Source organism: Kribbella sp. NPDC048928 (assembly GCF_043197975.1).
Lineage (GTDB): Bacteria > Actinomycetota > Actinomycetes > Propionibacteriales > Kribbellaceae > Kribbella.
In genome coordinates this window covers 209,819-231,657 of the sequence record NZ_JBICUC010000010.1, presented here as the reverse complement: position 1 = coordinate 231,657, position 21,839 = coordinate 209,819, and the positions used below count along the sequence as shown (strand labels likewise).

Here is a 21,839-nt window from a genome sequence, read left to right as displayed (position 1 = left end):
GTACAAGGTGACCGTTCTGTACGGGCCGCCGGACTCGACCGAGGCGTTCGACCGGTACTACGACGAGACGCACATCCCGCTCGCGCAGAAGATGTCCGGGCTGAAGCGCTGGACCGTGTGCCGCTTCGACCCGGCGCCGGACGGGACCCCGCCGCAGTACCACTATCAGGCAGAGCTCTACACCGACAGCCGCGCCGACCTGGAGCTGGTGCTCGACTCGCAGGCCGGTCAGGACGCCAACCAGGACCTGGAGAACTTCGCCACCGGCGGCGCGGTCTTCCTGTTCGGAGAAGAACGAGAGGTGCCCGTATGAGCATTGACGTGATCGTGGTCGGGCTGGGGTTCGGCGCCGACTTCGCCCCGATCTACCAGGCGCATCCGGACGTCGGCCGGGTCGCGGTCGTGGACGCTGATCCGGCCCGTACGGCGGCAGTCGCGGACCGGCTCGGGATCGACCATCGGTTCGCGTCGCTCGACGAGGCGCTGGCCGCGGACGGCTGGGACGCAGTGCATCTACTCACCCCGGTGCGGTTCCACGCCGAGCAGGTACAGCAGGTACTGAAGTCCGGGCGGCACTGCGCGTCGGCGGTACCGATGGCAACGACTCTCGAGGACCTGGACGCGCTGATCGCGGCGCAGGACGATGCCCGGCGCAACTACATGATGATGGAGACCGCGGTGTACTCGCGCGAGTTCTTCCACGCCCGTTCGCTCCTGGACGATGGGCACCTTGGGCAGCTCAGCTACTTCAAGGGCGACCACCTGCAGAACCTCGACGGATTTCCCGAGTACTGGCGCGGCTATCCGCCCATGCACTACGTCACGCACGCCCTCTCCCCCGCGCTCGCCCTGGCGAACACCCGCGTCGAGTCGGTGCGGTGTGTCGGGTCCAGCCGGCTCACGCCCGACCACGTGGGGGTCGCCGGTGACGGATTCGGGACCGAGGCGGCGTTGTTCAAGCTGGCCGGGGACGATCTCGTCGCGAACGTGACGATGTCGTTCTTCCAGCTCGGGCGGAGTTATCTCGAGGGCTTCTCGGTCTACGGCGACGAGGGAGCGCTGGAGTGGCCGCAGCTCGAAGGCGGGCCGATGAAGGAGTTCCGGATGCAGCCGATGGCCGACGGCCGGCGTGGCCGAGCGGTCAGCGAGGCGGACATCGAGCCGGCCGGTGCGCCGGACCTGCTGCCTGAGGTCCTGCGGCCGTTCACCGGCGGCGGGCACGGTGGTTCGCATCCACATCTGGTGCACGAATTCGTGTCCAGCATCGTGCAGGATCGCAAGCCCCGCGTCGACGCGCGCACGGCGGCGACCTGGACGGCACCGGGGATCTGCGCGCATCAGTCGGCGCTGCAAGGCGGTGTCGAGATCGAGGTGCCGGACTACGGGGCGCATTGATGCCGACCATTGCGCTCGTCGGCGCACTCGACACGAAAGGAGCGGAGTACGCCTACCTGGCCGACCAGGTCAGTGCACTGGGCGCTGCTCCCCTCCTCGTCGACATCGGCGTCCTCGACGAGCCCACGGTCACCGCGGACATCCCGCGGGAGCGCATCGCCGGCGCCGGCTTCCGTGATGCGGTCGGCGGCCGGTCGAACAGCGCTCTCGACGAATTGCGGCGCGAGCACGACCGCAATGCCGCGATGCGGGTGATGGCGCGCGGTGCGGGTGCCGTGCTCGCGGAGCTTGTCGCAGCGCGGCGGGTGGACGGCGTACTGGCGGTCGGCGGCTCCAATGCGGCGTACGTGATGGCCGAGATCTGCGGGCGGCTGCCGTTCGGCTTCCCGAAGGTGCTCGTCTCGACGATCGCGGCCGGCGACACCCGCGCGTACGTCCGCGAGACCGACCTGACCCTGATGTACCCGGTCGTCGACATCAACGGCCTGAACCGCCTGAGCCGCCCGGTCCTCGGCAACGCCGCCCGCGCCGTCGTGGGGATGGCGGGGCGCACCGAGCAGGAGCTGGCCTGCAGCGTACCGACCGTCGGCGTCAGCATGTTCGGCGTCACGACAGCCGCCGGATCCGCAGTCGTCCAGGGCCTGTCGACGTACGGAGTCGAGGCGCTGACGTTCCACTGCACCGGGGTCGGCGGCCGCACGCTGGAGTCCCTGATCCGCAACGGCACCATCGAGGCCGTCGCGGACCTGACCACCACCGAACTCGCCGACGAGCTGGTCGGTGGGGTCTGTTCCGCCGGGCCCGGCCGGTTGACGGCCGCGGCGAGTACGGGCGTACCGCAGGTGGTCAGCGTCGGCGCGCTCGACATGGTCAACTTCTCCGGCACCGTACCGACCGAGTTCGCCGACCGCCGGCTTCACCCGCACAACCCGGCGGTGACGCTGATGCGTACGACGCCGGACGAGTGCACCGAACTCGGCCGACGGATGGCCGCACGACTCAACCCGTCGACCGCCCCGGTCGCCGTCCTCTTCCCGCACTGCGGACTGTCCCAGCTGTCCGTACCAGGCGCGGCCTTCCACGACCCGGACGCGGACCAGGCGCTGTACCGCGCGCTGAAAGACGGGCTGCGACCCGGCATCGACCTGTACGACTTCGACACCGACATCAACGACCCGGTGGTGTCCGGCACCGCCGTGGAGCTGCTGGCCACCTGGCTGAAGAAGGAGACACCGTGAACACCAAGTCACGTACCGAGCTGCTTGCCCAGTACCGCCGCAAGGTCGCCGAAGGGCGCCCGATCATCGGCGGCGGCGCGGGCACCGGCCTGTCCGCCAAGTGCGCCGAGGCGGCCGGCCTGGACTTCGTCGTGATCTACAACTCCGGCCGGTACCGGATGGCCGGCCGCTCCTCGATGGCCGGCCTGATGCCGTACGGCGACGCGAACGCGATCGTGATGGAGATGGGCAACGAGGTGCTGCCGGTCACCGACCAGCTGCCGGTGATGGCGGGTGTCTGCGGCACCGATCCGTTCCGTGACATCCCGCGCTTCCTGGACCAGGTGAAGGCGGCCGGGTTCGCGGGCGTCCAGAACTACCCGACGGTCTGCCTGTTCGACGGCATGATCCGCGCGAACCTGGAGGAGACCGGGCTCGGCTTCTACCGCGAGGTGGAGATGATCGCCGCCGCCCGCGAGCGCGGCCTCGTCACACTCGCGTACGTGCACAGTGCGGAGGAGGCGACCGCGATGACCGAGGCGGGCGCGGACATCCTGGTCCCGCACATGGGCCTGACCACCAACGGCATGATCGGCGCCCGTACGTCACTGACTCTGGACGACTCCATCGAGCTGGTCACGCTGCTCCGGGACGCGATCGTCGCCGTCGATCCGGACGCGCTGGTGATCTGCCACGGCGGTCCGATCGCCACGCCCGAGGACGCCGGCCACATCCTCGAGAAGGTCAGCGGCATCTCCGGGTTCCTCGGCGCCTCCAGCATGGAGCGGCTGCCGACGGAGATCGCGATGGTCGACCACATGCGCAGCTACCACGAGATCCGGCCGACGCGCCGGTAGCTATTCCCCGATCTTCTTGGAGCGCAGGACGATCTTCGTGTCGGGTGCGGCCTTGGTACCACCGGCGGGCTGCTGGGAGACGACGACCCAGTTCCGGTCGTTGATCAGCAGCCGGCCCTGCCCGGTGGCGTCCTCTTCGGTCAAGAAGTAGAAGCCGGCCGCCTGCATGGTGTCTTGAGCCAATTGATGGTTCAGCCCCACGACATTCGGTACCACGCCCTGCTGCGCAGACGGCCGCACAACCGACGGCTGGGTGGACGTGTTCTGCGAGGGCAGAACCGTCTGAGTGACGGTTGCGGCGGCCGTCGCGGTGGGCTGGGTCCCGCCCGCGCCGGATCCTCCGCACGCGGTCAGCAGGGACAGCGCCAGCCCGACCGTTGCCGCACCCACGACGATTGCCCGAGTCACTCTCTACCAATACCCCATTACTCCTCGTGTAACCAGCACCGCGACCAGTGACCGTCGGTGAAGGTGGTCCGCGGCGGTGGCTTCTCGGTACAGACCGGCATCGCGTGCGGGCAGCGGGCCGCGAACGGGCAGCCCGCGAGCTCCTGCTCCCGGTCGACCGACTCGTTCGCCGCGTCGACGATCGGCAGCGCCGTGCGCTCGCTGTCCCGATCGGGGTCCGGCGAGGACTCGAGCAGCAGTTGCGTGTACGGGTGCCGCGGCCGTTGCGTCACCTCCTCGGCCGGCCCGCCCTCGACCATCCGGGCCGCGTAGATCACGTTGATCTCGTCGGCGAAGTACCGGGCGCTGGCGATGTCGTGCGTGATGTACAGCATCGCCAGCCCGTCCTGCGCGCACAGGTCCGCGAACAGCCGCAGTACGTCGAGGCGGATCGACACGTCGAGCATCGACACCGGCTCGTCACCGATCAGCACCGCCGGACCGGCCGCGAGCGCGCGGGCGATCGCGACCCGTTGCCATTGGCCACCGGACAGCTCGTGCGGGTACTTGTCGAGGTACTGCTCCCCCGGCGTCAGGTTGACCCGTTCGAGCAGCTCGATGATTCGCTGCCGCAGGTCGCCGGCCACCCCGAAGTTCCGCAGCGGGCGGCTGAGGATGTAGCGCACCTTGTGCAACTGGTTCAGCGAGGCGAACGGGTCCTGCATGATCAGCTGCACCTGACCGAAGTGTGCCTGCCGGTCGGCGCGGCGACGGCCGCTGACCTCCCTGCCGGCCAGGCGGATCGTGCCGGCCGACGGCTCGTCGCCGAGCGTGAGGATCCGCGCGAGCGTGCTCTTGCCCGAACCGCTCTCACCGACGAGTGCGACCACCTTCCCGGCCTCCAGCGTCAGCGACGCCGAGTCGACCGCGGTGAACCACTGCCCGTGCCGCCGCCCGTGCAGCGGCATCCGCTTGGTGATGTCAACGGCCTCCAGCATGGCCGGCCTCCTGACGGTCGAGCAGCAGGCAGGCCGCCTGCGTACGGTCGCGCTCGATCAGCGCGGGCAACGTCTCCCGGCAGTCGTCGACGCGCTGCGGGCAGCGGGGTTCGAACGCGCAGCCGGCCGGCAGCCGGCGCAGGTCGGGCGGTGTGCCGCCGATCCCGCGCAGTTCCCGGCGCGGTCCGTGCAGTGACGGGAACGAGTCCCGCAATCCTTGCGTGTACGGGTGTTTCGGGTCGCGATAGATGTCCTGTGCGGACGCGATCTCGACGGCCCGCCCGGCGTACATCACCATGATCCGGTCGGCGAGCTCCACGAGCAGCGACAGGTCGTGCGTGACGAACAGGACCGAGAACCCGAACGTTGCCTGCAGCTCCTTCAGGTTGTCGAGAATCTGCCGCTGCATCACCACATCGACCGCGGTCGTCGGCTCGTCCATCACAATCAGGTCCGGCTGACAGGAGAGCGACAACGCGATCGCCGCCCGCTGCCGCATCCCGCCGGACAGTTCGTGCGGGTAGCTGCGCACGCGGTCGCGCGGAATGCCGACCAGTTCGAGCAGTTCGGCGGCGCGCTGCCACGCCTCGGCGCGCTTCATCGCCCGGTGCGCACGGATCGCGTCGGCGAACTGCGTACCGACCCGCATCACCGGGTTCAGCGAGCTCATCGCGCTCTGGAAGACCACGGCCAGCCGTTCCCAGCGCAGTTCGCGCAACTGCTTCGCCGTACAGCCGATCAACTCGACCGGATCCCCTGTGGCGGGCCGGTACGTCACTGTGCCGCCGGCGATCCGCGCGGGCGGGCGCTGCAACCGGGTGATCGCGGTCATCAGCGTGGTCTTGCCGCTACCGCTCTCCCCCAGCACGCCGAAGATCTCACCGCGTCCGACGTCGAACGACACCTTGTCGACGGCCCGCACCTCCGCGCTGTACTCCACCACCAGGTCACGCACTTCGAGCAACGTCATGCCGTCACCACCTTCTGCTTGGCACGACGCTTGGGTTTGCGGGAGGAGGTCCGCAGCGTACGGCGACGTGGATCGGACAGTTCGTCGATACCGAAGTTGACGAGGCCTGCTGCCGTACCGACCAGGGCGATGCCGAGGCCCGGCGGCAGGAACCACCACCAGGCACCGCTCTGCAACGCGCCCTGCGACTGCGCCCAGTAGAGCATCGTGCCCCAGCTGACCGTGTTGGTGTTGCCGGCGCCGATGAAGTCCAGCCCCGCCTCGGCCGCGATCGAGCCGACCACCGCGAACAGGAACGTCGACGCGATCACCGGTGCGAGGTGCGGCACGACCTCCATGAACAACACCCGGCTCTGCTTGTCGCCGCTGTACCGCGCGGCGGAGACGAAATCCCGGTTCCGCAGCGACAGCGTCTGCGCCCGCTTGACGCGCGCACCACCGGCCCAACTGGTCAGGCCGATGATCAACGCGACCGCCGGCCACCCGCCACGACCCCTTGTATAGCTGGCGATCAGGAGCAGCAGCGGCAGTCCAGGGATGACCAGGAAGATGTTCACGAACCCGGTCAGCGCCGCACCGGCCTTTCCCTTGTGGTAGCCGCTGACGAGCCCGAACACGACGGCGAGGAACGTCGAGATCGTCCCACCGACGAGTCCCACGAACACCGAGACGCGGGTGCCGGTGATGAACTGCGCGAACACGTCCACGCCCGACGACGTCGTACCAAGCCAGTGCGCACCCGACGGCGCAGCCGAGGGCGGACCGGCATGCAACTTGGTCGGCGACTGCCCGAGCAGCGAAGTCACCAGGATCGGTCCGAAGATCGCGATCAGCAGCATTACGATCAGGATCGCCAGCCCCACGGTCACTTTGCGATCGCGCCCCATCACGACATCTCCCGGGTACGAGGGTCGATCAGCACGTACAGCGAGTCGACCACGAAGTTCGCCGCCAGGACGGTCAGCGAGATGATCAGGAACAGGCCCTGCATCAACGGGTAGTCCACGTTCACGATCGCCTGGTTGAGCAGGCTGCCGAGCCCCGGATAGTTGAACACCATCTCGGTCAGCAGCGAGCCGCCGACCACCATCCCGATCGAGACCGCGAAGCCGCTGATGCTCGGCAGGACCGCGTTCCGCGCCGCGTACGAGAACACCACCCGGTGCCCGGCCAGCCCCTTGGCCTGCGCGAGCAACACGTAGTCCTCGTTCACCACCGAGGCCATCATGTTGCGCATGTGGATCATCCAGCCGCTCACCGACGTCAGCACGATCGTTGCGGCTGGCAACATCGCGTGCCGGACCGCGCTGCCGAGGAAGTCCGGCGTGAACCCGGGCACCAGCCCGAGATCGGCGCCGCCGGACAGCGGGAACCAGCCGAGCGTGAACGCGAACGCGTAGGCGAGGATCAGCGCCACCCAGAAGTACGGCATCGAGTGCAGGAAGATCGAGACCAGGCTGCCGACCGAGTCGATCGCCCGGCCCGGCCGCCAGCCGGCCAGGATGCCGAGGCTGGTGCCGAGCACGAACGCGATCACGGTCGCGCTGCCGACCAGCAGCAGCGTCCACAAGAACCCGGACTTCACCACGGACGACACGGTCGCCGGGTAGAACGAGATCGACCGCCCGAAGTCCAGGTGCACGATCCCGTTCAGATAGCTGACGTACTCGTGCCACCAGGACTGCCCGCGCGCACCGCCGAACAGCCGGTGCACCAACTCCTCCTGCTGCTCCGACACCGGCCCGAGCTCGGCCATCTTGAACAGGATCGCCGACGCCGGGTCGCCCGGCATCAACCGCGGGAGGACGAAGTTGATCGTGACAGCGGACCAGGCGGCGATCAGGTAGAACCCGATCCGCTGGACGATCGGCGCGTTCCGGAGTCGGGTCATGCCGGCTTCAGGGACAAGAACAGCTTCGCCGCGAACACCCCGCTGATCGCGCCCGGGTCCGGCGTCGTGTACGGATCGTCGGCGGTCGGCCAGCCGGTCCAGTGCTCGGTGTTGTACATGTACGGCGTACCCTTCACGGCCACCGGGATGACCGGGAGCTGGGTGACCATGATCTGCTGCAGTGGCTTCGACGCCGCCAGCTGGGCGTCGGGCGCGGCCTGGGCGAGCGCGCCGAGCGCCGCCTCGGTAGCCGGGTCGTCCCAGCCGACCACGTTCGTCTTCGACTTCTTCGACAGCATCCTGTTGTAGAACGTGTACGGGTTCGTACCGAAGGTGAACGCGTCGCCGTAGATCGCGTCGAAGTCCCGCTTGTCCTCGTCACCGGTGTACGCCGCGGACGGCACGCCGTTCACCGCCGCGTCGATACCCAGCGCGGCCAGCTGGCCGGCCAGTTCCTGCGTGTACGCCATGCCATCTGCGAACGCACTGACGGTGAGGATCCGCAGCTTCAACTGCTTGCCGTCGGCACCGATCAGCTTGCCGCCCTGCTCCTTGTACCCGGCCTGCGCGAACTCCGCCAGCGCGGCCGCCTTGTCCGGCTTCACCGGGTCGCGGTCCGCGGGGTCGACCCACTTCGACCAGGTGCCCTGGTACAACCCTGTCGGGCCGACCGGTTCGTAGACGCCCGGGTTGTACGCATCGGTGACGGCCTGCCGGTCGATCGACAGCGCGATGCCCTTGCGGACGTGCACGTCGTCGAACGGCTTGCGGGTCAGGTTCAGCATCAGCGGCTTCATGCTCGCGTAGACCGGCCAGAGATGGTTCTGCGCCGCGTTCTTCTGCACGTACTGGTTCTTGACGTCCGGGATCCCGGCGTACGCCAGGTCGACCTCGTGCCGGACCAGCTGCTGGGCGAGCAGGTTGGTGCTGCTCGTGGTCACGTACGTGATCTGCGGGACCGGGACCTTCTGCTTCCAGTAGTCGTCGCGCGCCTTGAACGTGGCCTGCTGGCCGGTCACCTGACCGAGCTCGTACGGACCGGAGCCCATCGGCTTCAGGTTGGTGTCGGTGTCCGGGTCCTTGCCGGTCCACACCTTCTTCGGCACGATCACGGTGCGGCCCAGATCCTGGAGAGCGGCGTACGCCGGCTTGGTGAAGGTGAGATGCACGCCGTCGGCGGTCTTGGTCACCTTGTCGATCGGCAGCGCCAGCAGCTGGTGCTGTTTCATGAAGTCGAACGTGAAGATCACGTCGTCCGCGGTCAGCGCGCTGCCGTCGGCCCATTTCGCGCGGTTGTCCAGCGCGAGGTCGATCGCCTTGCCGCCGGGCGCCCAGGTGTACTTGGTCGCCAGGCTCGGCATGAACTCGTTCTCGTGCGCGGTGTTGAAGTCGAACAACTGCTCGTAGATCAGCCCGATCGTGCCGCGCAAGGCGTTCACCGAGAACGGGTTGAAGTTCGGCTGCAACGTCGGTTGCGAGTACGCGGCGACCGTCAGCGGCGCGGCCTTCGCGGCGGCCCCACCCGCGGCGCCTCCGGAACAGGCCGTCACCGAGGACAGCAGGGCCAGACCAGCCACAACCGCTGTCAGTTTCACTCTGGAGCGCACGGGATCTCCCTTCGGTCCCCGGCCGGACCGGCCGGGGTGAGATGAGACTGCCAACGTTTGCAGCAAGAGTCAACGGTTTGCAGTGGAAACCGGGCCAAGTGGTTACAATCAGAGTCCAGAGCAGCGGCAATCGTTTGCGCTACGATGCCGGGACCTATCCGTACGCGACCTTGGGGAGCTTGCCTTGGCAGTCACGCTGGCGGAGGTGGCCGCGGCCTGCAACGTGTCGACCTCGACCGTGTCACGGGCGTTGACCGACCCGGAGAAGGTGAACGCCGAGACCCGGTCCCGGATCGAACGGGTCGCCCGGCAGCTCGGGTACGCACCGAGCCGGGCCGGCCGGTCGCTGGTGTCGGGCCGTACGGACACCGTCGGCCTGGTCGTCCCGGACATCGCGAACCCGTTCTTCCCGCCGATCATCAAGTCGGTGCAGGCCCGCGCCCGCGACAAGCGGTACGCGGTACTGATCGCCGACACCGACGAACACGTCGCCGACGAGCTCGAGCTCGCCCGCGGACTGAGCCGGCAGGTCGACGGGCTGATCCTGGCATCGCCGCGGACCGCACCCGCCGAGCTGACCCGGCTCGCCCAGCAACTCCCGGTGGTGTTCGTGAACCGTGAGGTCGAAGGCGCCGGCAGCGTGGTGATCGACGAGAACGAAGGAATGCAAGAGGCGGTCGAGCACCTGGTCTCGCTCGGCCACCGCCGCATCACCTACCTGGCCGGCCCGAGACGCTCCTGGTCGAACCAGCAGCGCCGCGACGCGCTCGCGGCCGCCTGCGAGCTGAACGACGTCGAGCTGCGCGAGCTCGGGCCGTTCGAGCCGCAGATCCAGGCCGGCATGCGGGCCGCCGACCTGTTGCAGTCCTCCGAGGTCGCGGCCGCGATCGCGTACGACGACCTGATCGCGCTGGGCGTCATGTCCCGGCTCACCGAACGCGGCCTGCAGGTCGGCCGCGAGATCAGCGTGATCGGCATCGACGACAGCCCGCTCTCGACGGTCACGCACCCGATGCTCACGTCCATCCACGTCCCCGCCGCCGAGTTGGGCTCCGCCGCCGTGGATCTGCTCCTCGACCAGCTCCGCGAGGGCGAAGACGCGCCCGCCCCGAGCACCGTCAAACTCGAGACCCGCTTGGTGATCCGAGGCTCGACCGGCATTCCGCCGGCCGAGCTCCGGTAGCTGACGTCAGCTCTTCTTCAGGACCAGGCCGGTGTTGGCGGGGACGGTGATCCGGCCGGAGTACTGGACTCCGTGCAGGTCTGTGTAGGTGCCGGCCGGGAGGATCAGGTCGGCAGCCTGGGTCGATGACGGGTTCACCACGGTCAGACCCTCGCGGTACAAGCGGGTCCAGAGCGTCGGGCCGCGGCGTACGGGTGGGGTGATCGCAGTGCCGAGGTCGGCCGACAGTTCCGGGATCTCGTTGAAGGCTGCGTAGTCCTTGCGGCCGGTGGTCTCGAGCATCGCGGGCGCTTCGCGGTACAGGAGGTAGTTCGCGACGACCCATTGGCGCTGTTCGGGCGTCGCCTGGTTCCAGTAGTCGGTAGGCAGCTTGTTCATCACCACGGACGGCTTACAACGGTGCCGGCGCAGCAGGTCGAACATCAGCTGCCACTCGTCGTCGACAACGTTCTCGACGCGGTGCACGGTGAAGCCCTGCTCGTTCAGCCAGATGTCGGAGATGTCGATCATCTGGTCGATCGCCGCCAGATACTCCGGCGACTTGTCCTGGAACTCGTCGTGCAGACTGCCGTTGAACGTCAGGTTGAACGCGACCGCGACGCCGCGGGCGTGCGCATAGTCCCGCAGGTACCGCAGCCAGTCGAGCACGTCGGCCACCCACGCCGGATCCTTCGGATCGGCGCCGAACTGCTGCACCCAGTTCCCGGCCTGGTCGTAATGCCCGCTGACATGGAAGTCGTTCCGGACGCCGATGTTGTCGACGGCAATCACCTTGAAGCCGGCGGCGATCGCGGGATCGATCAGCGTGCTGGTGAACCACTGCCGTACCTCGGGGTTGCCGATGTCGATCGGCGTGTAGACCTGGTTGTTGAACTCCCAGGCCGGTGTGGTCCGGTCGGCGGTGTACTCGATCCAGTCCGGGTGGTTCGTCTTGAACCACTCCGGCGTGTACTGCCGAGCAGGCGCGTTGCGGAACGCGGTGACGTACGAACTGGCGAGCACGCCCTGCGGCTGCGCGGACTGCAGCGCGGCCCAGACGAAGCCGACGCGACCCGCGTACACCGACGGATCCGGCACCTGACGGTCGAACACCTGCGCCTGCAGGACGCCATGATCCTGCGTCACCGGCAGCGGTACGTCCCCGGCCGCCGGCGCGCACGCGCCACCCGCCCGACCTGGGTCGGCCGCCTGCGCCATAGGTGCGAGCATTCCCAGGCCGGCGGCGGCGATCACCGCGGCCAGGGACATTCGGCGAAGTCTCATCAACAGTCCTCTCGTCGATCAGCGGAAGAGCACGGTGCGCCGGACGATACGGACTGCAAACGTTTGTCGCAATAGCAGAGAATCTTGCTATCGTATCCGGCATGGCGAACAGCACCGGAGGGCCGGCCGTGACGGCCGCGTTGCAGTCGGCAGAGCCGATCCGCTGGTCCACGATCGGCGACAGCATCGCCCAGGGCGCGCACTGGACCGGCGCCGAGCGCGACTACGTACAACTGCTCGAGGAACGCGTCCGCTACGAGCTCACCCGCTCCGGCGACTCGTTCGTCCGCTGGGCCGTCTCCGGAGCAACCACCGAGGACACCCTCGGCCGGCTCCCCGCCGCACTCGACCTCGCACCGGATGTCGTCGTCATCGGCGTCGGTACGAATGACGCCAAGGCCGGCGCGGACGGCGTCGAGCAGTTCGCCAGCCGCTACGACACCTTGCTCAGCACAATCCTGCACACCGGCGCGATCGTGGTCGCGCAGACGCCGCCGGCCGTACTGCGGACCTGCCGCTACCACCTCGGCGACCACCTGCCCGCGTACGCGGAGACCATCCGCACCGTCGCCGCCAAGCATGATGTCTTGCTGGTCGACCACTTCGCGCGCTGGACCGCGGCCGGCGACGGCTGGGCTCCGGCCGAGTGGATGGCCGACCCCATCCATCCGGGCGGCCGCGGCCACCGGGTGATCGCACGCACCCTCTTCGAGAGTCTTGGCCTGTACGCCGCCGACAGCGCCTGCTGCCGGCTGCTCGTCTGAAGGAGACCCGATGCCCTCCATCCGCCGGTACGCCGTCTGCGGCCTGTCCGCCCGCGGCCTCGCCAGCTTCGTCCTGCCGATCCTCGACCTCACCGACCGGACCACGGACGGCGGCTTCGGGTACGGCAGCGACGAGGACGACCTGTCCGGGTACGCCGAGGTGGTGGCGATCGTCGACACCGACGCGGACCGGGTCGCCGAGTTCAACCGGGCCCTGGAACGCCTCGGTCGTAACCCGGTGCCGTACTTCACGCAGCGGCAGTACGACCAGATGCTCGACTCAGTCGTACCGGACGCGGTGATCGTGACGTCGCCGGACCACACGCACGAGCAGTACATCCTCGGCGCGCTGCGGCACGACGTCGACGTGATCACCGAGAAGCCGATGGTCACCACGGCCGCCGCCGCCCGCGCCGTCCTCGCCGCCGAACGGGAGTCGGCCGGAACGGTCCAGGTCACGCACAACTTCCGCTACCCGGCGGCGCATCGCGAGGTGAAGCGGCTCATCCAGGCGGGCACGATCGGGCGGATCACGCGCGTCGTCATGGACTACCACGTCGACCTGCGGCACGGCGCGAGCTACTTCCTGCGCTGGAACCGCCGCCGCGCGCTGTCCGGTGGGCTGCAGGTGCACAAGTCGTCGCACCACTTCGACCTGCTCAACTGGTGGATCGGCGCCGTCCCGGAGGAGATCTTCGGGTACGGCGCCCTGAACTACTACGGGCCGTCGAGCCCGCACCGGGCGGCTACCCGCACCGACGACCCGTACTTCCTTGCCCAGCAGGGATCCGGCGTCTTCCCCACCGACGACGACACGGCCCGTGCGGGGCTCTTCGGACTGCACTACCCCGAGCAGTATCCGGCGTCGCAGTCTCTGTACCTGTACGACGCGGAGATCGACGTCGAGGACACGTACAGCGCGATCGCCCGCTACCCGGATGGAGCCTCGCTGACGTACTCGGTGGACTTCTCCAGCACGTGGGAAGGGTTCCGCGCCGGCATCTCCGGTACGCACGGCTCGATCTCGTTGCTGCACGGACGGACCGTCGACGGCGCCGCTCTCCCCGGCTCCGACCAGATCACCGTCGCCGAGCTGTTCGGCCCGAGCCGCACCATCGACGTACAGCCCGAGGCCGGTGGACACGGCGGCGCGGATCCCCTGATGCGCCGCGACCTGTTCACCGGCCCGAGCCCCGAATCCATCGAACTGGGTCTGATGGCCACCACCACCGAGGCCGCCTACGCGGTAGCCATGGGCGATGCCCTGACCCAGTCCCTCACCACCCACCAGCCCGTCAACCTCCCGAACCTCCTGGCCTCCCAAAACCCCAACACCTAACCCCGACCCCAACCGCGCACCCACCCCGGCCTGGCCTCACCCGCCCGCACCCGCAGCAAACCCACCACCTCAGCGGTTAGCCGCTGCGCTGGTGGGTTGGCCCCTCGCACGCCACCGACCAAACCCACCATCTGAGCGGCTAACCGCCGAGGTGGTGGGTTGGCCGGCCAGCTGGCGGGTTGGGTCGGGCACGGGTGGGTGAGGCCAGGCCCGGTGGGTGAGGCCAGGCTGGGTGGGTGAGGTCAGGCTGGGTGGGTGAGGTCAGGCTGGGGTGGGGAGGAGGTCGAGGGAGTCGCCGGCGGAGGCGGCGTCCAGGTAGAGCGTGGCCGTGGGGGTGCGGCGGAGGATGGTGGACGGGCAGGTGGCGTCGATCGGCAGCGTCAGGGTGTTCCGTACGGCGGCTGCCTTGCGCTGCTCCGGGGCGACGACCTGTACGGACCGGGCGCTCAGCAGGGCCGGGATCGTGAGTGAGATCGCCGTCGGCGGGACCGCGTCGACGTCCGGGAAATGACCCTCGCCGACCTGCTGGTGCAGCGATTCCGGCGTCAGCGTGATCGGCTTGACCCAGCGCGCGTCGTCGAAGTCCGCCTGGCCGGGCTCGTTGAACGCGAGGTGCCCGTTCTCGCCGATCCCCATACAGGTCAGGTCGATCGGCGCCTCCCGCAGCAACGCCTCATACCGCGCACACTCCGCCTCGACGTCGGCAGCCTCACCGTCGATGTACTCGACCCGCGCCGGGCCGAACGGCTCCGCGATCCGCTCCCGGATCCAGCGCCGGAACGACGCCGGGTGGTCGGCGTCGATCCCGACGTATTCGTCCATGTGGAAGACGGTGATCTGCGCCCACGGCACGTCCTCCGCCGCCAGGGCCGTGACGAACGCGAGCTGCGAGTTGCCGGTCGCGATCACGACCCGGGCCGCGCCGCGCTCGAGCACCGCGCGGCGGAGGACCTCGGCAGTGTTGGCCGCGGCCGCCGCGGCCATGTCGGCGGTGGCGGCGAAGACTGCAAGGTGGAGGTCCTCGATCTGGGTGTCGGACACGGTGCGCTCCTCGGGACGGACGACGATGTACTCTACAAACGTTTGCAGCAAACTAGCAGGTTTTGCCGCCAGTCCCAAGATGTAGTTAGCTGGCAGCCCGAGGACAGGGAGGCGAGTGTGGCGAGTGAGGTCCTGGAAGGACGCACGGCCGCGGGGCGCGGAGTACGGGTGCGGTTCTCGCCGGACGGCATCGAGGAGGTCACCGACCATCCGGATGCTCCGGATGTACTGCTGATCCCCGGCCTGATCGACATCCAACTCAACGGGTACGGCGGGATGGACGTCAACGACGCGTCCCGGCCCGAGAGCGCACTCCCCCAACTGGTGCGCGCGCTCTGGGCGCAGGGGGTGACGAGCGTCGTCCCGACGATCATCTCCGCGGACGACGCGACGACCACCACGCTCGTCAAACAGGCGGCGGCCGTTCGTGCGGCGGATCCGGTCGTGGCGTACGGCGTACCGGGGCTGCAGCTCGAGGGTCCGTACATCTCCTCCGTGGAAGGTGCTCGCGGTGCGCACGACCCCGCGGTGATCCGGGATCCGGATCCGGACGAGTTCGACCGTTGGCTGGCCGCGGCCGACGGGGCGATCGCGATCATGACGGTGGCGCCGGAGCGCGACGGCGCGATCGAGTTCACCCGGCACCTGGTGGCGCACGGCGTCGTGCCGTCGGTCGGGCATTCGATGGCGACCGCGGCGGACATCCACGCGTTCGCGGCAGCCGGTGGACGGTTGTCGACGCATCTGGGCAACGGGCTGCCGGCCCAGGTGGACCGGCACCACAATCCGATCTGGGCACAGCTGACCGAGGACGCGCTGACCGCCGGGTTGATTGCCGACGGCCACCATCTGCCGGCCGACACCTTCCAGGCGCTGGTCCGTGCGAAGGGTTCCGAACGCTGCGTCCTGACGAGCGACGCGGCCGCGCTGGCCGGTTGCGCGCCGGGCGACTACAAGACCGCGGTCGGGGGCGCGGTCACCGTCTCCGAGGACGGCAGCCTTCGCCTGCAAGGCACGCCGTACCTCGCCGGCAGCGGCGCCTCCCTGCTCGACTGCCTCCGCTGGGCCGCCCAACAAATACCACTCGAGACCGCCGTCACCATGGCGACACGGACCCCCGCCGAGCTCCTCGGCCTGCACGACCGCGGCCGCCTCGAGCCAGGCACCCGAGCCGACCTCCTCCAACTCACCCGCACCCCGGCCGGCGGCCTCGGCACCCTCACCACCGTCGTCGTCAACGGCTCAATCATCAGCCAGTAACTTCCGCAACCGCCCGGCAATAGCCGGGGACGTGCCGGGCGCGAGGAGCTGCAGCAGGTGCTCGGCGCGCGCCCAGGAGGCTCGGGCAGCAGGCAGGTCCCCTGCTCTGCGGTGCGCGACACCGAGGTCCGCGAGGACGTCGATCGCCTGGACGTACAGCCTGGACCGCAGCGCCAGCGCGGCCGCCCGCTCAAGGTAGGGCACCGCCGGCTGGAGGTTGCCGAGCAGACTGTGAGCCTCGCCGAGGGCGTTCAGCGACACGACCAACTGCTCGATGTGGCCGATTTCCTCGGAGATCGAGAGCGCTTCGCCGGCCGGCTCGAGAGCCGCTCGCGGATTCCCCGACTGCACGTGAGAGATCGCGAGGGCGCTGAGGGCGCCGCACAGCCAGTCCCGGTCGTCACGCTCGCGGCAGATCGCCACGGTCTGCAGGTTGAGTGCGATCGCGGCCGGGTAGTCGCCCTGCCGCTCCTTCAACATGGCCAGGTTGGCCCGTGCCATCGACTCGCCGTCGCGGTCCCCGGTCCGTACGCAGATCTCCATCGCCATGGTCAGTTGCTCGTCGGACCCGACCAGATCCCGCACCGAGGCGAGAGTGCCGGCGAACTGGTTCCGCGCGACGACCTCGACGTCGGGCAGTCCGGTCTCCTGGGCCGCCGCGATCGCGATCCGCTGCACGGCTGACGCGTCATCGACGGCACCGCGGGACTGCAGGTCGGTCCACAGCTGGACGGCGAGGTACGCGGCCAGGCGAGGATGTCCGTTCGCGTGCGCCATCCGCACGGCGGACGTGAGGAACCTGCCCTCCGACGCGAACCAGTCGGCGGCGGCAGCTGCATCCGCGAACTCCAACGGCGCCACGCCTTCCAGTCGCTCCGGCTGGAAGCGAATGCGTTCACCACTCGCGCGCCGTGCGGCTACGGCGGTTTGCACGTACCAGTCGAGGAGGCGTTCTTCGGCGGTCCAGCGGTCGGGGGCGGGGACGGCGTCCGCGACCAGCTCGGCGGCGTACGCGCGCAGCAGGTCGTGGAGCCGGAACGTACCCGCGGACTCCTCGACCAGATGTACGTCGACCAGCCGACGCAGAATCTTCCGCGCGGCGGCGACCGGCGTACCGGAGAGAGCTGCGGCGACCCCCAAGCTGAACAAGGGCGACGGGCAGAGGCCAAGCAACTGGAACAGCCGGCGGGCCGGTTCGTCGAGGGCGTCGACCGACCACGACACGACGGTGCGGAGGTCACTCGATGCGTCGCCGAGCTCGAGCAGATCGAGGCGGTCCGACAACTCCTCCAGCTCCTGTACGACGGCGCGCAGCTCGCCGACGCCGCGCTGCTGAACGTGGTCGGCCGCGACCGCCAGCGCCAGCGGCAGGTGGTTGCACCGCTCCGCGAGCAGATCGAGCAACGCGTCGTCGTACACCTCGGCACGCAACCGATCGCGCAACAACCGCCGCGATGCCGCCGCCGTCAACTGGGTGACCGGCACCGATCCGGCTGCTTCACGAGCCGACAGCCCGCGCAACCGGCTCCGGCTCGTCACCACGACGACCGAACCACCGCCGGGCAGCAGCGGACGGACCTGCTCCTCGGTACGAGCGTTGTCCAGGATCACCAGCACGCGCCGCCCTGCGAGCGTCGACCGCAGTAATGCGGCGCGGGCATCCAGCCCTGGTGGAGCCGGCTGCCCCAACCCGCCGAGCAGGATCTCCAGCGCGGTCGCGGACTCCATCGGCTCGCCCGGCCCGTACCCGTGCAGATCCACGAACAGCTCACCGTCCGGGAACTGTTCCGCGACCCGATGCCCCCAGTGCACCGCGGTCGCGGTCTTGCCCACGCCGCCTTCGCCGTGCAGTACGACGGCGCGCACCGGTTCCTGGTCCGCCAGTACGGCGTCGAGTCCCGCCAGGACCTCGTCCCGTCCGACGAACCCGGGCACGTCGCGCGGCAGCTGATGCGGCTCCACAACCGACGCCACCGCCGGCCGCTCGGCCGCGAGCAGCCGCTCGAACAGCGTCCGCAGCTCCACGCCCGGCTCGACGCCGAGCTCGTCCGCGATCCGGGCCCGGACGACGCCGTACACATCGATTGCCTCCGCCGGCCGGCCCGCCGCGTCGAGCGACGTGAGCAGGCTGGCCCAGAGCGACTCGCGGAGCGGATGGCTCGCGGTCAGCTCGAACAGCTCGGGCAGGGACTCGGCCGCGTGGCCGTCCGCCACCCGCAGCTCCGCACGCCGCTCGATCGCCGACAGGTACAGCTCGATCAGGCGCGGCCGTTCGTGCCGGTTCAGCCACTCGCAGAACCCGGTGCCGAACGGCTCCCCGCCCCACAACGCAAGCGCCGCCGCCACGGCCACATGGTCGGCTCCCGGTGTCAGCAGCCCCGCAAAGGTTGCCGCGTCGACCTGCTCCGGCGGCAGGTTCAGGTAGTAGCCGTAATCGGTGGTCCCGATCGTGTCGGCGCCGAGCGCCACCCGCAGCCGCCGGACGGCGACGTGCAGGCTGCCCTTCGTGTCGGCCGGCGCATCTTCACCCCAGCACCGCTCGATCAGGACACCGGTCTCCACCGCCTGCCCCGGTGAGAGCGCGAGCACGGCGAGCAGGTTCCGCACCCGGCTACCACCGAGCTGCACCGGCCCGGCGTCCGTCAGTACCTCGAACGTCCCCAGCATCCGGATCCGCAGCACCCGAGCCTCCCCTGTCCCCAGCACCCTAGCCGCCGCCCAGGTTAATTGCTCCAAGCAACAGTCAAGCATTCAGCCAGCAGCATTGATGAAAGGCTGTGCTTGCCGGTGAACCGGAAGATCGCGTATAAGGCCTACATGACGGCGATCCGGCTCGAGGCGGTGTCCAAGGTGTTCGATGGCGAACACCTGGCTGTGGACGAGTTGTCGCTGGACATCGGTGACGGCGAGTTCATGGTGCTGCTCGGCCCGTCGGGCTGCGGCAAGACCACCCTGCTGCGGATGATCGCCGGGCTCGAGCGGGTGACCGGCGGCGAGGTCTGGTTCGGCCGGACGAACGGGACCCAGCTGGCGCCCCGGGACCGCGGTGTGGCGATGGTCTTCCAGACCGGCGCCCTGTACCCGAACCGGACCGTCCAGGAGAACATCATGTTCCCGCTGCAGGTCGCCGGGCAGGACGACGCGCAGGCCGGGACGACCGCGGTCGGGCTGGCGCAGATCCTGAGCATCGAGTCGGTGCTCGACCGGATGCCGCGGACGCTGTCCGGCGGTCAGCGGCAGCGGGTCGCGATCGGCCGGGCGCTGGTCCGGCGGCCGCAGGTGTTCCTGCTCGACGAGCCGCTGTCGAACCTGGACGCCACGATGCGTACCGAGCTCCGGCAGGAGATCGGCGCGATGACCAGGGACCTGAACGTCACCACGCTCTACGTCACCCACGACCAGGTCGAGGCGCTCACGCTGGCCGACCGGATCGCGGTGATGCGCGACGGCCGGATCGAGGACGTCGGTACGCCGACGCAGGTCTACAACGACCCGGCGACCGCGTTCGTGGCGGGCTTCCTCGGGACGCCGCGGATCAACCTGCTCGCGGCGACCGTCAACGTCAGCGCGCACCACCGGGTCCAGCTCGAGCTCGGGAGCCAGTCGATCGGGCTGGACCCCACCGACCGCCGCTCGCTGATCCTGCGGCACCACGATGGTGCGCGGGTGATCGTCGGCGCCCGGTCGAGCGCGTTCAGCCTGCTCGGCGACCAGGACGCGGCCAACCGGCTGACCGGCACGATCCGCGCGTTCGAGTTCCACGGCCAGCAGTCGATCGCGTTCGTCCAGTGCGGGGTCGAGGTCGTCGATCCCGACCGGATCGGCCGGCCGGCCCCGGCGCACGCGTCACCCGACGACCTGGCGCCGTCCTTCTTCGGCCGGGTCCGCGCTCGTCTCGGCCGCACCGCGCCGCTTGCTCCCGCACCGGAGGCGCACGGCCCGACCCACCGCCGTGCCGACCTCGTCGTCGAGCTCCCGGTCGACACCGAGCTGGCCCGCGGCACGCGGGTGCAACTCGCCGTGGACACGTCCCGCATCCACATCTTCGACCAGACCGGCCACCGCGTGGACCGCATCACCCGCTGACACTGGGCTGGTCCCGGGGGCAGGTGCCGGACGCCGAGAGGAGATGCGTCCGGCCTGCCCGCGTGATGATCTCGCTCCCCAGGAGATCCTGCGGTCGAACGTTCATATCACCGTCCGCGCACGCTCCGAGCGCAGTGCTTCGGGTACGGGCGCGGGGCTTCGGGTACCGGTGTGTCAGCCGTTCGCGGCCCGGATCATCTCGTCCCGCGGGACGACCTTGATGCGCTCCCGGCCGGCCGGCGCGCCGAGGGCGACCTCGTGAGCATCCAGGCGGGACCAGCCGTCACCGTCGATCACGGTGGCGCCGTTGCCCGCGAGATGCTCGAGAATCCCTTGTGGGTCAGCGATCTCGGGCCGCGGCAGTCCGTCGAGATCCTCGAGCAGACTGGCGATCGTCTCGGCGGCATCCGACTTCGTGTGGCCGATCAGCCCGATCGGGCCACGCTTGATCCAGCCGGTCACGTACAGCCCGGGCAGCGGTACGCCGTCGAGGTCGAGCACCCGGCCGCGCTCGTTGGTAATCACACCCGTCTGATGGTCGAACGGAACCTCCGGCAGCTGCGACGACAGATACCCGACCGCGCGGTACACGGCCTGCACCGGCGTATCGACGTACTCGCCCGTGCCCTTGACCGTGCCGTCGCCCTGCAGTTCGGTGACCTCGGTCCGCAGCCCCTCGACCCGCTCGTCGCCGAGCACCTCGACGGGTGCGTGGCACAGGTGGATGTGGATCCGGTGCGGCGCTCCGGTCGGCTCTGCCTCGACGTACTTCAGCAAGGTGTCGACGACGAGCCGCGTCCCCTTGCTGCTGTTGATCGCGGCCTGGCTCGCCGCGTCGATCTCGAACCCCTCGGGGTGCACGATCACGTCCACCGACGGCGAGTGCGACAGCTCCCGCAGCTCCATCGGCGTGAACTTGATCTGCGCCGGCCCGCGGCGCGCGAAGACGTGCACGTCGGTCGCCTGGTTCAGCTTCAGGCCCTGGTACACGTTGTCGGCGATCTCGGTGCTCAGTTGCTCGTCGGCCGGCTTCGCGAGCATCCGGGCGATGTCGAGCGCCACGTTCCCGGCCCCGATCACCGCGACCTCGCGGGCCTCCAGCGGCCAGTCCCGCGGTACGTCCGGATGCCCGGCGTACCAGCTGACGAAGTCGGCCGCGCCGTAGCTGCCCGGCAGGTCGATGCCCGGGATGTCGAGCGAGCGGTCGGCCGTCGCACCGGTCGCGAAGAGCACGGCGTCGTAGTGCCGGCGCAGGTCGTCGAGCTTCAGGTCGATGCCGTACGCAACATTCCCGACGAAGCGGATCCGGTCCTTGCCGACCACCCGCTGCAGCGCCTTGACGATCTCCTTGATCCGCGGATGGTCGGGCGCCACCCCGTACCGGACCAGTCCGAACGGCGCCGGCAGCCGCTCGATCAGGTCCACGTGCGCGCCCGGGTGTTCCTGCGTCACTATGTCGGCCGCGTAGATGCCTGCCGGCCCCGCGCCGACGACAGCAAGGCGGAGATCCCTCATCATCACTCCCAGTAAGTTAGGCGACCCTAACCTATCTGATGAGGGCTCCGATCCCGCACGCTTGAG

19 protein-coding genes are annotated in these 21,839 nt (G+C 69.3%); 9 read left to right on the top strand and 10 right to left on the bottom strand.

What is annotated here, in order from left to right:
• Nucleotides 1-7 precede the first annotated feature (7 nt).
• From ACGFI6_RS36100 to ACGFI6_RS36085, 4 genes are read left to right on the top strand one after another with little or no spacing between them, the layout of a single operon-like run.
• On the top strand, nucleotides 8-313 hold the full coding sequence (locus ACGFI6_RS36100) for an EthD family reductase (RefSeq protein ID WP_393126785.1): 306 nt from the start codon (nucleotides 8-10) through the stop codon (nucleotides 311-313).
• A complete protein-coding gene (locus tag ACGFI6_RS36095; RefSeq protein ID WP_393126783.1) occupies nucleotides 310-1,395 on the top strand; it encodes a Gfo/Idh/MocA family protein in 1,086 nt (361 codons plus the stop codon). Before ACGFI6_RS36100 ends, ACGFI6_RS36095 begins: the two co-directional genes overlap by 4 nt.
• Nucleotides 1,395-2,633: a Tm-1-like ATP-binding domain-containing protein gene (locus ACGFI6_RS36090; protein ID WP_393126781.1), complete on the top strand. Its 1,239-nt coding sequence runs from the start codon at nucleotides 1,395-1,397 to the stop codon at nucleotides 2,631-2,633. The genes ACGFI6_RS36095 and ACGFI6_RS36090 overlap by 1 nt, the downstream gene beginning before the upstream one ends.
• Nucleotides 2,630-3,469, top strand: a complete 840-nt coding sequence (locus ACGFI6_RS36085; protein ID WP_393126779.1) for a phosphoenolpyruvate hydrolase family protein — start codon at nucleotides 2,630-2,632, stop codon at nucleotides 3,467-3,469. Before ACGFI6_RS36090 ends, ACGFI6_RS36085 begins: the two co-directional genes overlap by 4 nt.
• Here the strand turns inward: ACGFI6_RS36085 and ACGFI6_RS36080 are convergent, their stop codons facing one another.
• Genes ACGFI6_RS36080 through ACGFI6_RS36055 form a run of 6 tightly spaced genes read right to left on the bottom strand, consistent with a single transcriptional unit; the run spans nucleotide 3,470 to nucleotide 9,322 of the window.
• Complete coding sequence (locus ACGFI6_RS36080; RefSeq protein ID WP_393126778.1) at nucleotides 3,470-3,877, bottom strand: PASTA domain-containing protein; 408 nt, start codon at nucleotides 3,875-3,877, stop codon at nucleotides 3,470-3,472.
• A 17-nt stretch (nucleotides 3,878-3,894) separates the two neighbouring features.
• Nucleotides 3,895-4,854: an ABC transporter ATP-binding protein gene (locus ACGFI6_RS36075; protein ID WP_393126776.1), complete on the bottom strand. Its 960-nt coding sequence runs from the start codon at nucleotides 4,852-4,854 to the stop codon at nucleotides 3,895-3,897.
• Nucleotides 4,838-5,824: an ABC transporter ATP-binding protein gene (locus tag ACGFI6_RS36070; protein WP_393126774.1), complete on the bottom strand. Its 987-nt coding sequence runs from the start codon at nucleotides 5,822-5,824 to the stop codon at nucleotides 4,838-4,840. Before ACGFI6_RS36070 ends, ACGFI6_RS36075 begins: the two co-directional genes overlap by 17 nt.
• Nucleotides 5,821-6,711, bottom strand: coding sequence for an ABC transporter permease (locus ACGFI6_RS36065; protein WP_393126991.1), 891 nt, complete (start codon nucleotides 6,709-6,711; stop codon nucleotides 5,821-5,823). Before ACGFI6_RS36065 ends, ACGFI6_RS36070 begins: the two co-directional genes overlap by 4 nt.
• Nucleotides 6,711-7,715 carry an ABC transporter permease gene (locus ACGFI6_RS36060; protein WP_393126772.1) on the bottom strand — a complete coding sequence of 335 codons (1,005 nt, stop codon included), beginning with the start codon at nucleotides 7,713-7,715 and terminating at the stop codon, nucleotides 6,711-6,713. The genes ACGFI6_RS36065 and ACGFI6_RS36060 overlap by 1 nt, the downstream gene beginning before the upstream one ends.
• Nucleotides 7,712-9,322, bottom strand: coding sequence for an ABC transporter substrate-binding protein (locus ACGFI6_RS36055; RefSeq protein ID WP_393126770.1), 1,611 nt, complete (start codon nucleotides 9,320-9,322; stop codon nucleotides 7,712-7,714). The genes ACGFI6_RS36060 and ACGFI6_RS36055 overlap by 4 nt, the downstream gene beginning before the upstream one ends.
• A 184-nt stretch (nucleotides 9,323-9,506) precedes the next feature.
• On the opposite strand from ACGFI6_RS36055, the gene ACGFI6_RS36050 reads away from it, so the two are divergent.
• Entirely contained in the window at nucleotides 9,507-10,505 is a 999-nt protein-coding gene (locus tag ACGFI6_RS36050; RefSeq protein WP_393126768.1) for a LacI family DNA-binding transcriptional regulator, read from the top strand.
• Between the two features lie 6 nt (nucleotides 10,506-10,511).
• Here the strand turns inward: ACGFI6_RS36050 and ACGFI6_RS36045 are convergent, their stop codons facing one another.
• On the bottom strand, nucleotides 10,512-11,768 hold the full coding sequence (locus ACGFI6_RS36045) for a putative glycoside hydrolase (RefSeq protein WP_393126766.1): 1,257 nt from the start codon (nucleotides 11,766-11,768) through the stop codon (nucleotides 10,512-10,514).
• Nucleotides 11,769-11,869: 101 nt separating this feature from the next.
• Here ACGFI6_RS36045 and ACGFI6_RS36040 point away from each other — a divergent pair, with 101 nt between their 5' ends.
• The gene (locus ACGFI6_RS36040; protein WP_393126764.1) at nucleotides 11,870-12,532 is read left to right on the top strand and encodes an SGNH/GDSL hydrolase family protein; all 663 of its coding nucleotides are present in this window, start codon (nucleotides 11,870-11,872) and stop codon (nucleotides 12,530-12,532) included.
• Nucleotides 12,533-12,542: 10 nt separating this feature from the next.
• On the top strand, nucleotides 12,543-13,871 hold the full coding sequence (locus ACGFI6_RS36035; protein WP_393126762.1) for a Gfo/Idh/MocA family protein: 1,329 nt from the start codon (nucleotides 12,543-12,545) through the stop codon (nucleotides 13,869-13,871).
• Between the two features lie 261 nt (nucleotides 13,872-14,132).
• Here the strand turns inward: ACGFI6_RS36035 and ACGFI6_RS36030 are convergent, their stop codons facing one another.
• A complete protein-coding gene (locus tag ACGFI6_RS36030) occupies nucleotides 14,133-14,912 on the bottom strand; it encodes a glucosamine-6-phosphate deaminase (protein WP_393126760.1) in 780 nt (259 codons plus the stop codon).
• Between the two features lie 117 nt (nucleotides 14,913-15,029).
• Here ACGFI6_RS36030 and ACGFI6_RS36025 point away from each other — a divergent pair, with 117 nt between their 5' ends.
• Nucleotides 15,030-16,172: an N-acetylglucosamine-6-phosphate deacetylase gene (locus ACGFI6_RS36025; RefSeq protein ID WP_393126758.1), complete on the top strand. Its 1,143-nt coding sequence runs from the start codon at nucleotides 15,030-15,032 to the stop codon at nucleotides 16,170-16,172.
• Here ACGFI6_RS36025 and ACGFI6_RS36020 read toward each other — a convergent pair.
• A complete protein-coding gene (locus ACGFI6_RS36020; protein ID WP_393126756.1) occupies nucleotides 16,155-18,854 on the bottom strand; it encodes a BTAD domain-containing putative transcriptional regulator in 2,700 nt (899 codons plus the stop codon). The two genes, ACGFI6_RS36025 and ACGFI6_RS36020, sit on opposite strands and share 18 nt — an antisense overlap.
• A 105-nt stretch (nucleotides 18,855-18,959) precedes the next feature.
• On the opposite strand from ACGFI6_RS36020, the gene ACGFI6_RS36015 reads away from it, so the two are divergent.
• Nucleotides 18,960-20,258 carry an ABC transporter ATP-binding protein gene (locus ACGFI6_RS36015; RefSeq protein WP_393126754.1) on the top strand — a complete coding sequence of 433 codons (1,299 nt, stop codon included), beginning with the start codon at nucleotides 18,960-18,962 and terminating at the stop codon, nucleotides 20,256-20,258.
• Nucleotides 20,259-20,432: 174 nt separating this feature from the next.
• Here ACGFI6_RS36015 and ACGFI6_RS36010 read toward each other — a convergent pair whose 3' ends face one another.
• Nucleotides 20,433-21,773, bottom strand: a complete 1,341-nt coding sequence (locus tag ACGFI6_RS36010; protein WP_393126752.1) for an FAD-dependent oxidoreductase — start codon at nucleotides 21,771-21,773, stop codon at nucleotides 20,433-20,435.
• Nucleotides 21,774-21,839: the final 66 nt, after the last annotated feature.

Excerpts from the sequence above, each read along its gene's own strand:
- ACGFI6_RS36095 (WP_393126783.1), top strand. The coding sequence starts at position 310 with ATGAGCATTGACGTGATCGTGGTCGGGCTGGGGTTCGGCGCCGACTTC.
- ACGFI6_RS36090 (WP_393126781.1), top strand. The coding sequence starts at position 1,395 with ATGCCGACCATTGCGCTCGTCGGCGCACTCGACACGAAAGGAGCGGAG.
- ACGFI6_RS36075 (WP_393126776.1), bottom strand. The coding sequence starts at position 4,854 with ATGCTGGAGGCCGTTGACATCACCAAGCGGATGCCGCTGCACGGGCGG.
- ACGFI6_RS36070 (WP_393126774.1), bottom strand. The coding sequence starts at position 5,824 with ATGACGTTGCTCGAAGTGCGTGACCTGGTGGTGGAGTACAGCGCGGAG.
- ACGFI6_RS36065 (WP_393126991.1), bottom strand. The coding sequence starts at position 6,711 with ATGGGGCGCGATCGCAAAGTGACCGTGGGGCTGGCGATCCTGATCGTA.
- ACGFI6_RS36060 (WP_393126772.1), bottom strand. The coding sequence starts at position 7,715 with ATGACCCGACTCCGGAACGCGCCGATCGTCCAGCGGATCGGGTTCTAC.
- ACGFI6_RS36045 (WP_393126766.1), bottom strand. The coding sequence starts at position 11,768 with ATGAGACTTCGCCGAATGTCCCTGGCCGCGGTGATCGCCGCCGCCGGC.
- ACGFI6_RS36040 (WP_393126764.1), top strand. The coding sequence starts at position 11,870 with ATGGCGAACAGCACCGGAGGGCCGGCCGTGACGGCCGCGTTGCAGTCG.
- ACGFI6_RS36035 (WP_393126762.1), top strand. The coding sequence starts at position 12,543 with ATGCCCTCCATCCGCCGGTACGCCGTCTGCGGCCTGTCCGCCCGCGGC.
- ACGFI6_RS36010 (WP_393126752.1), bottom strand. The coding sequence starts at position 21,773 with ATGAGGGATCTCCGCCTTGCTGTCGTCGGCGCGGGGCCGGCAGGCATC.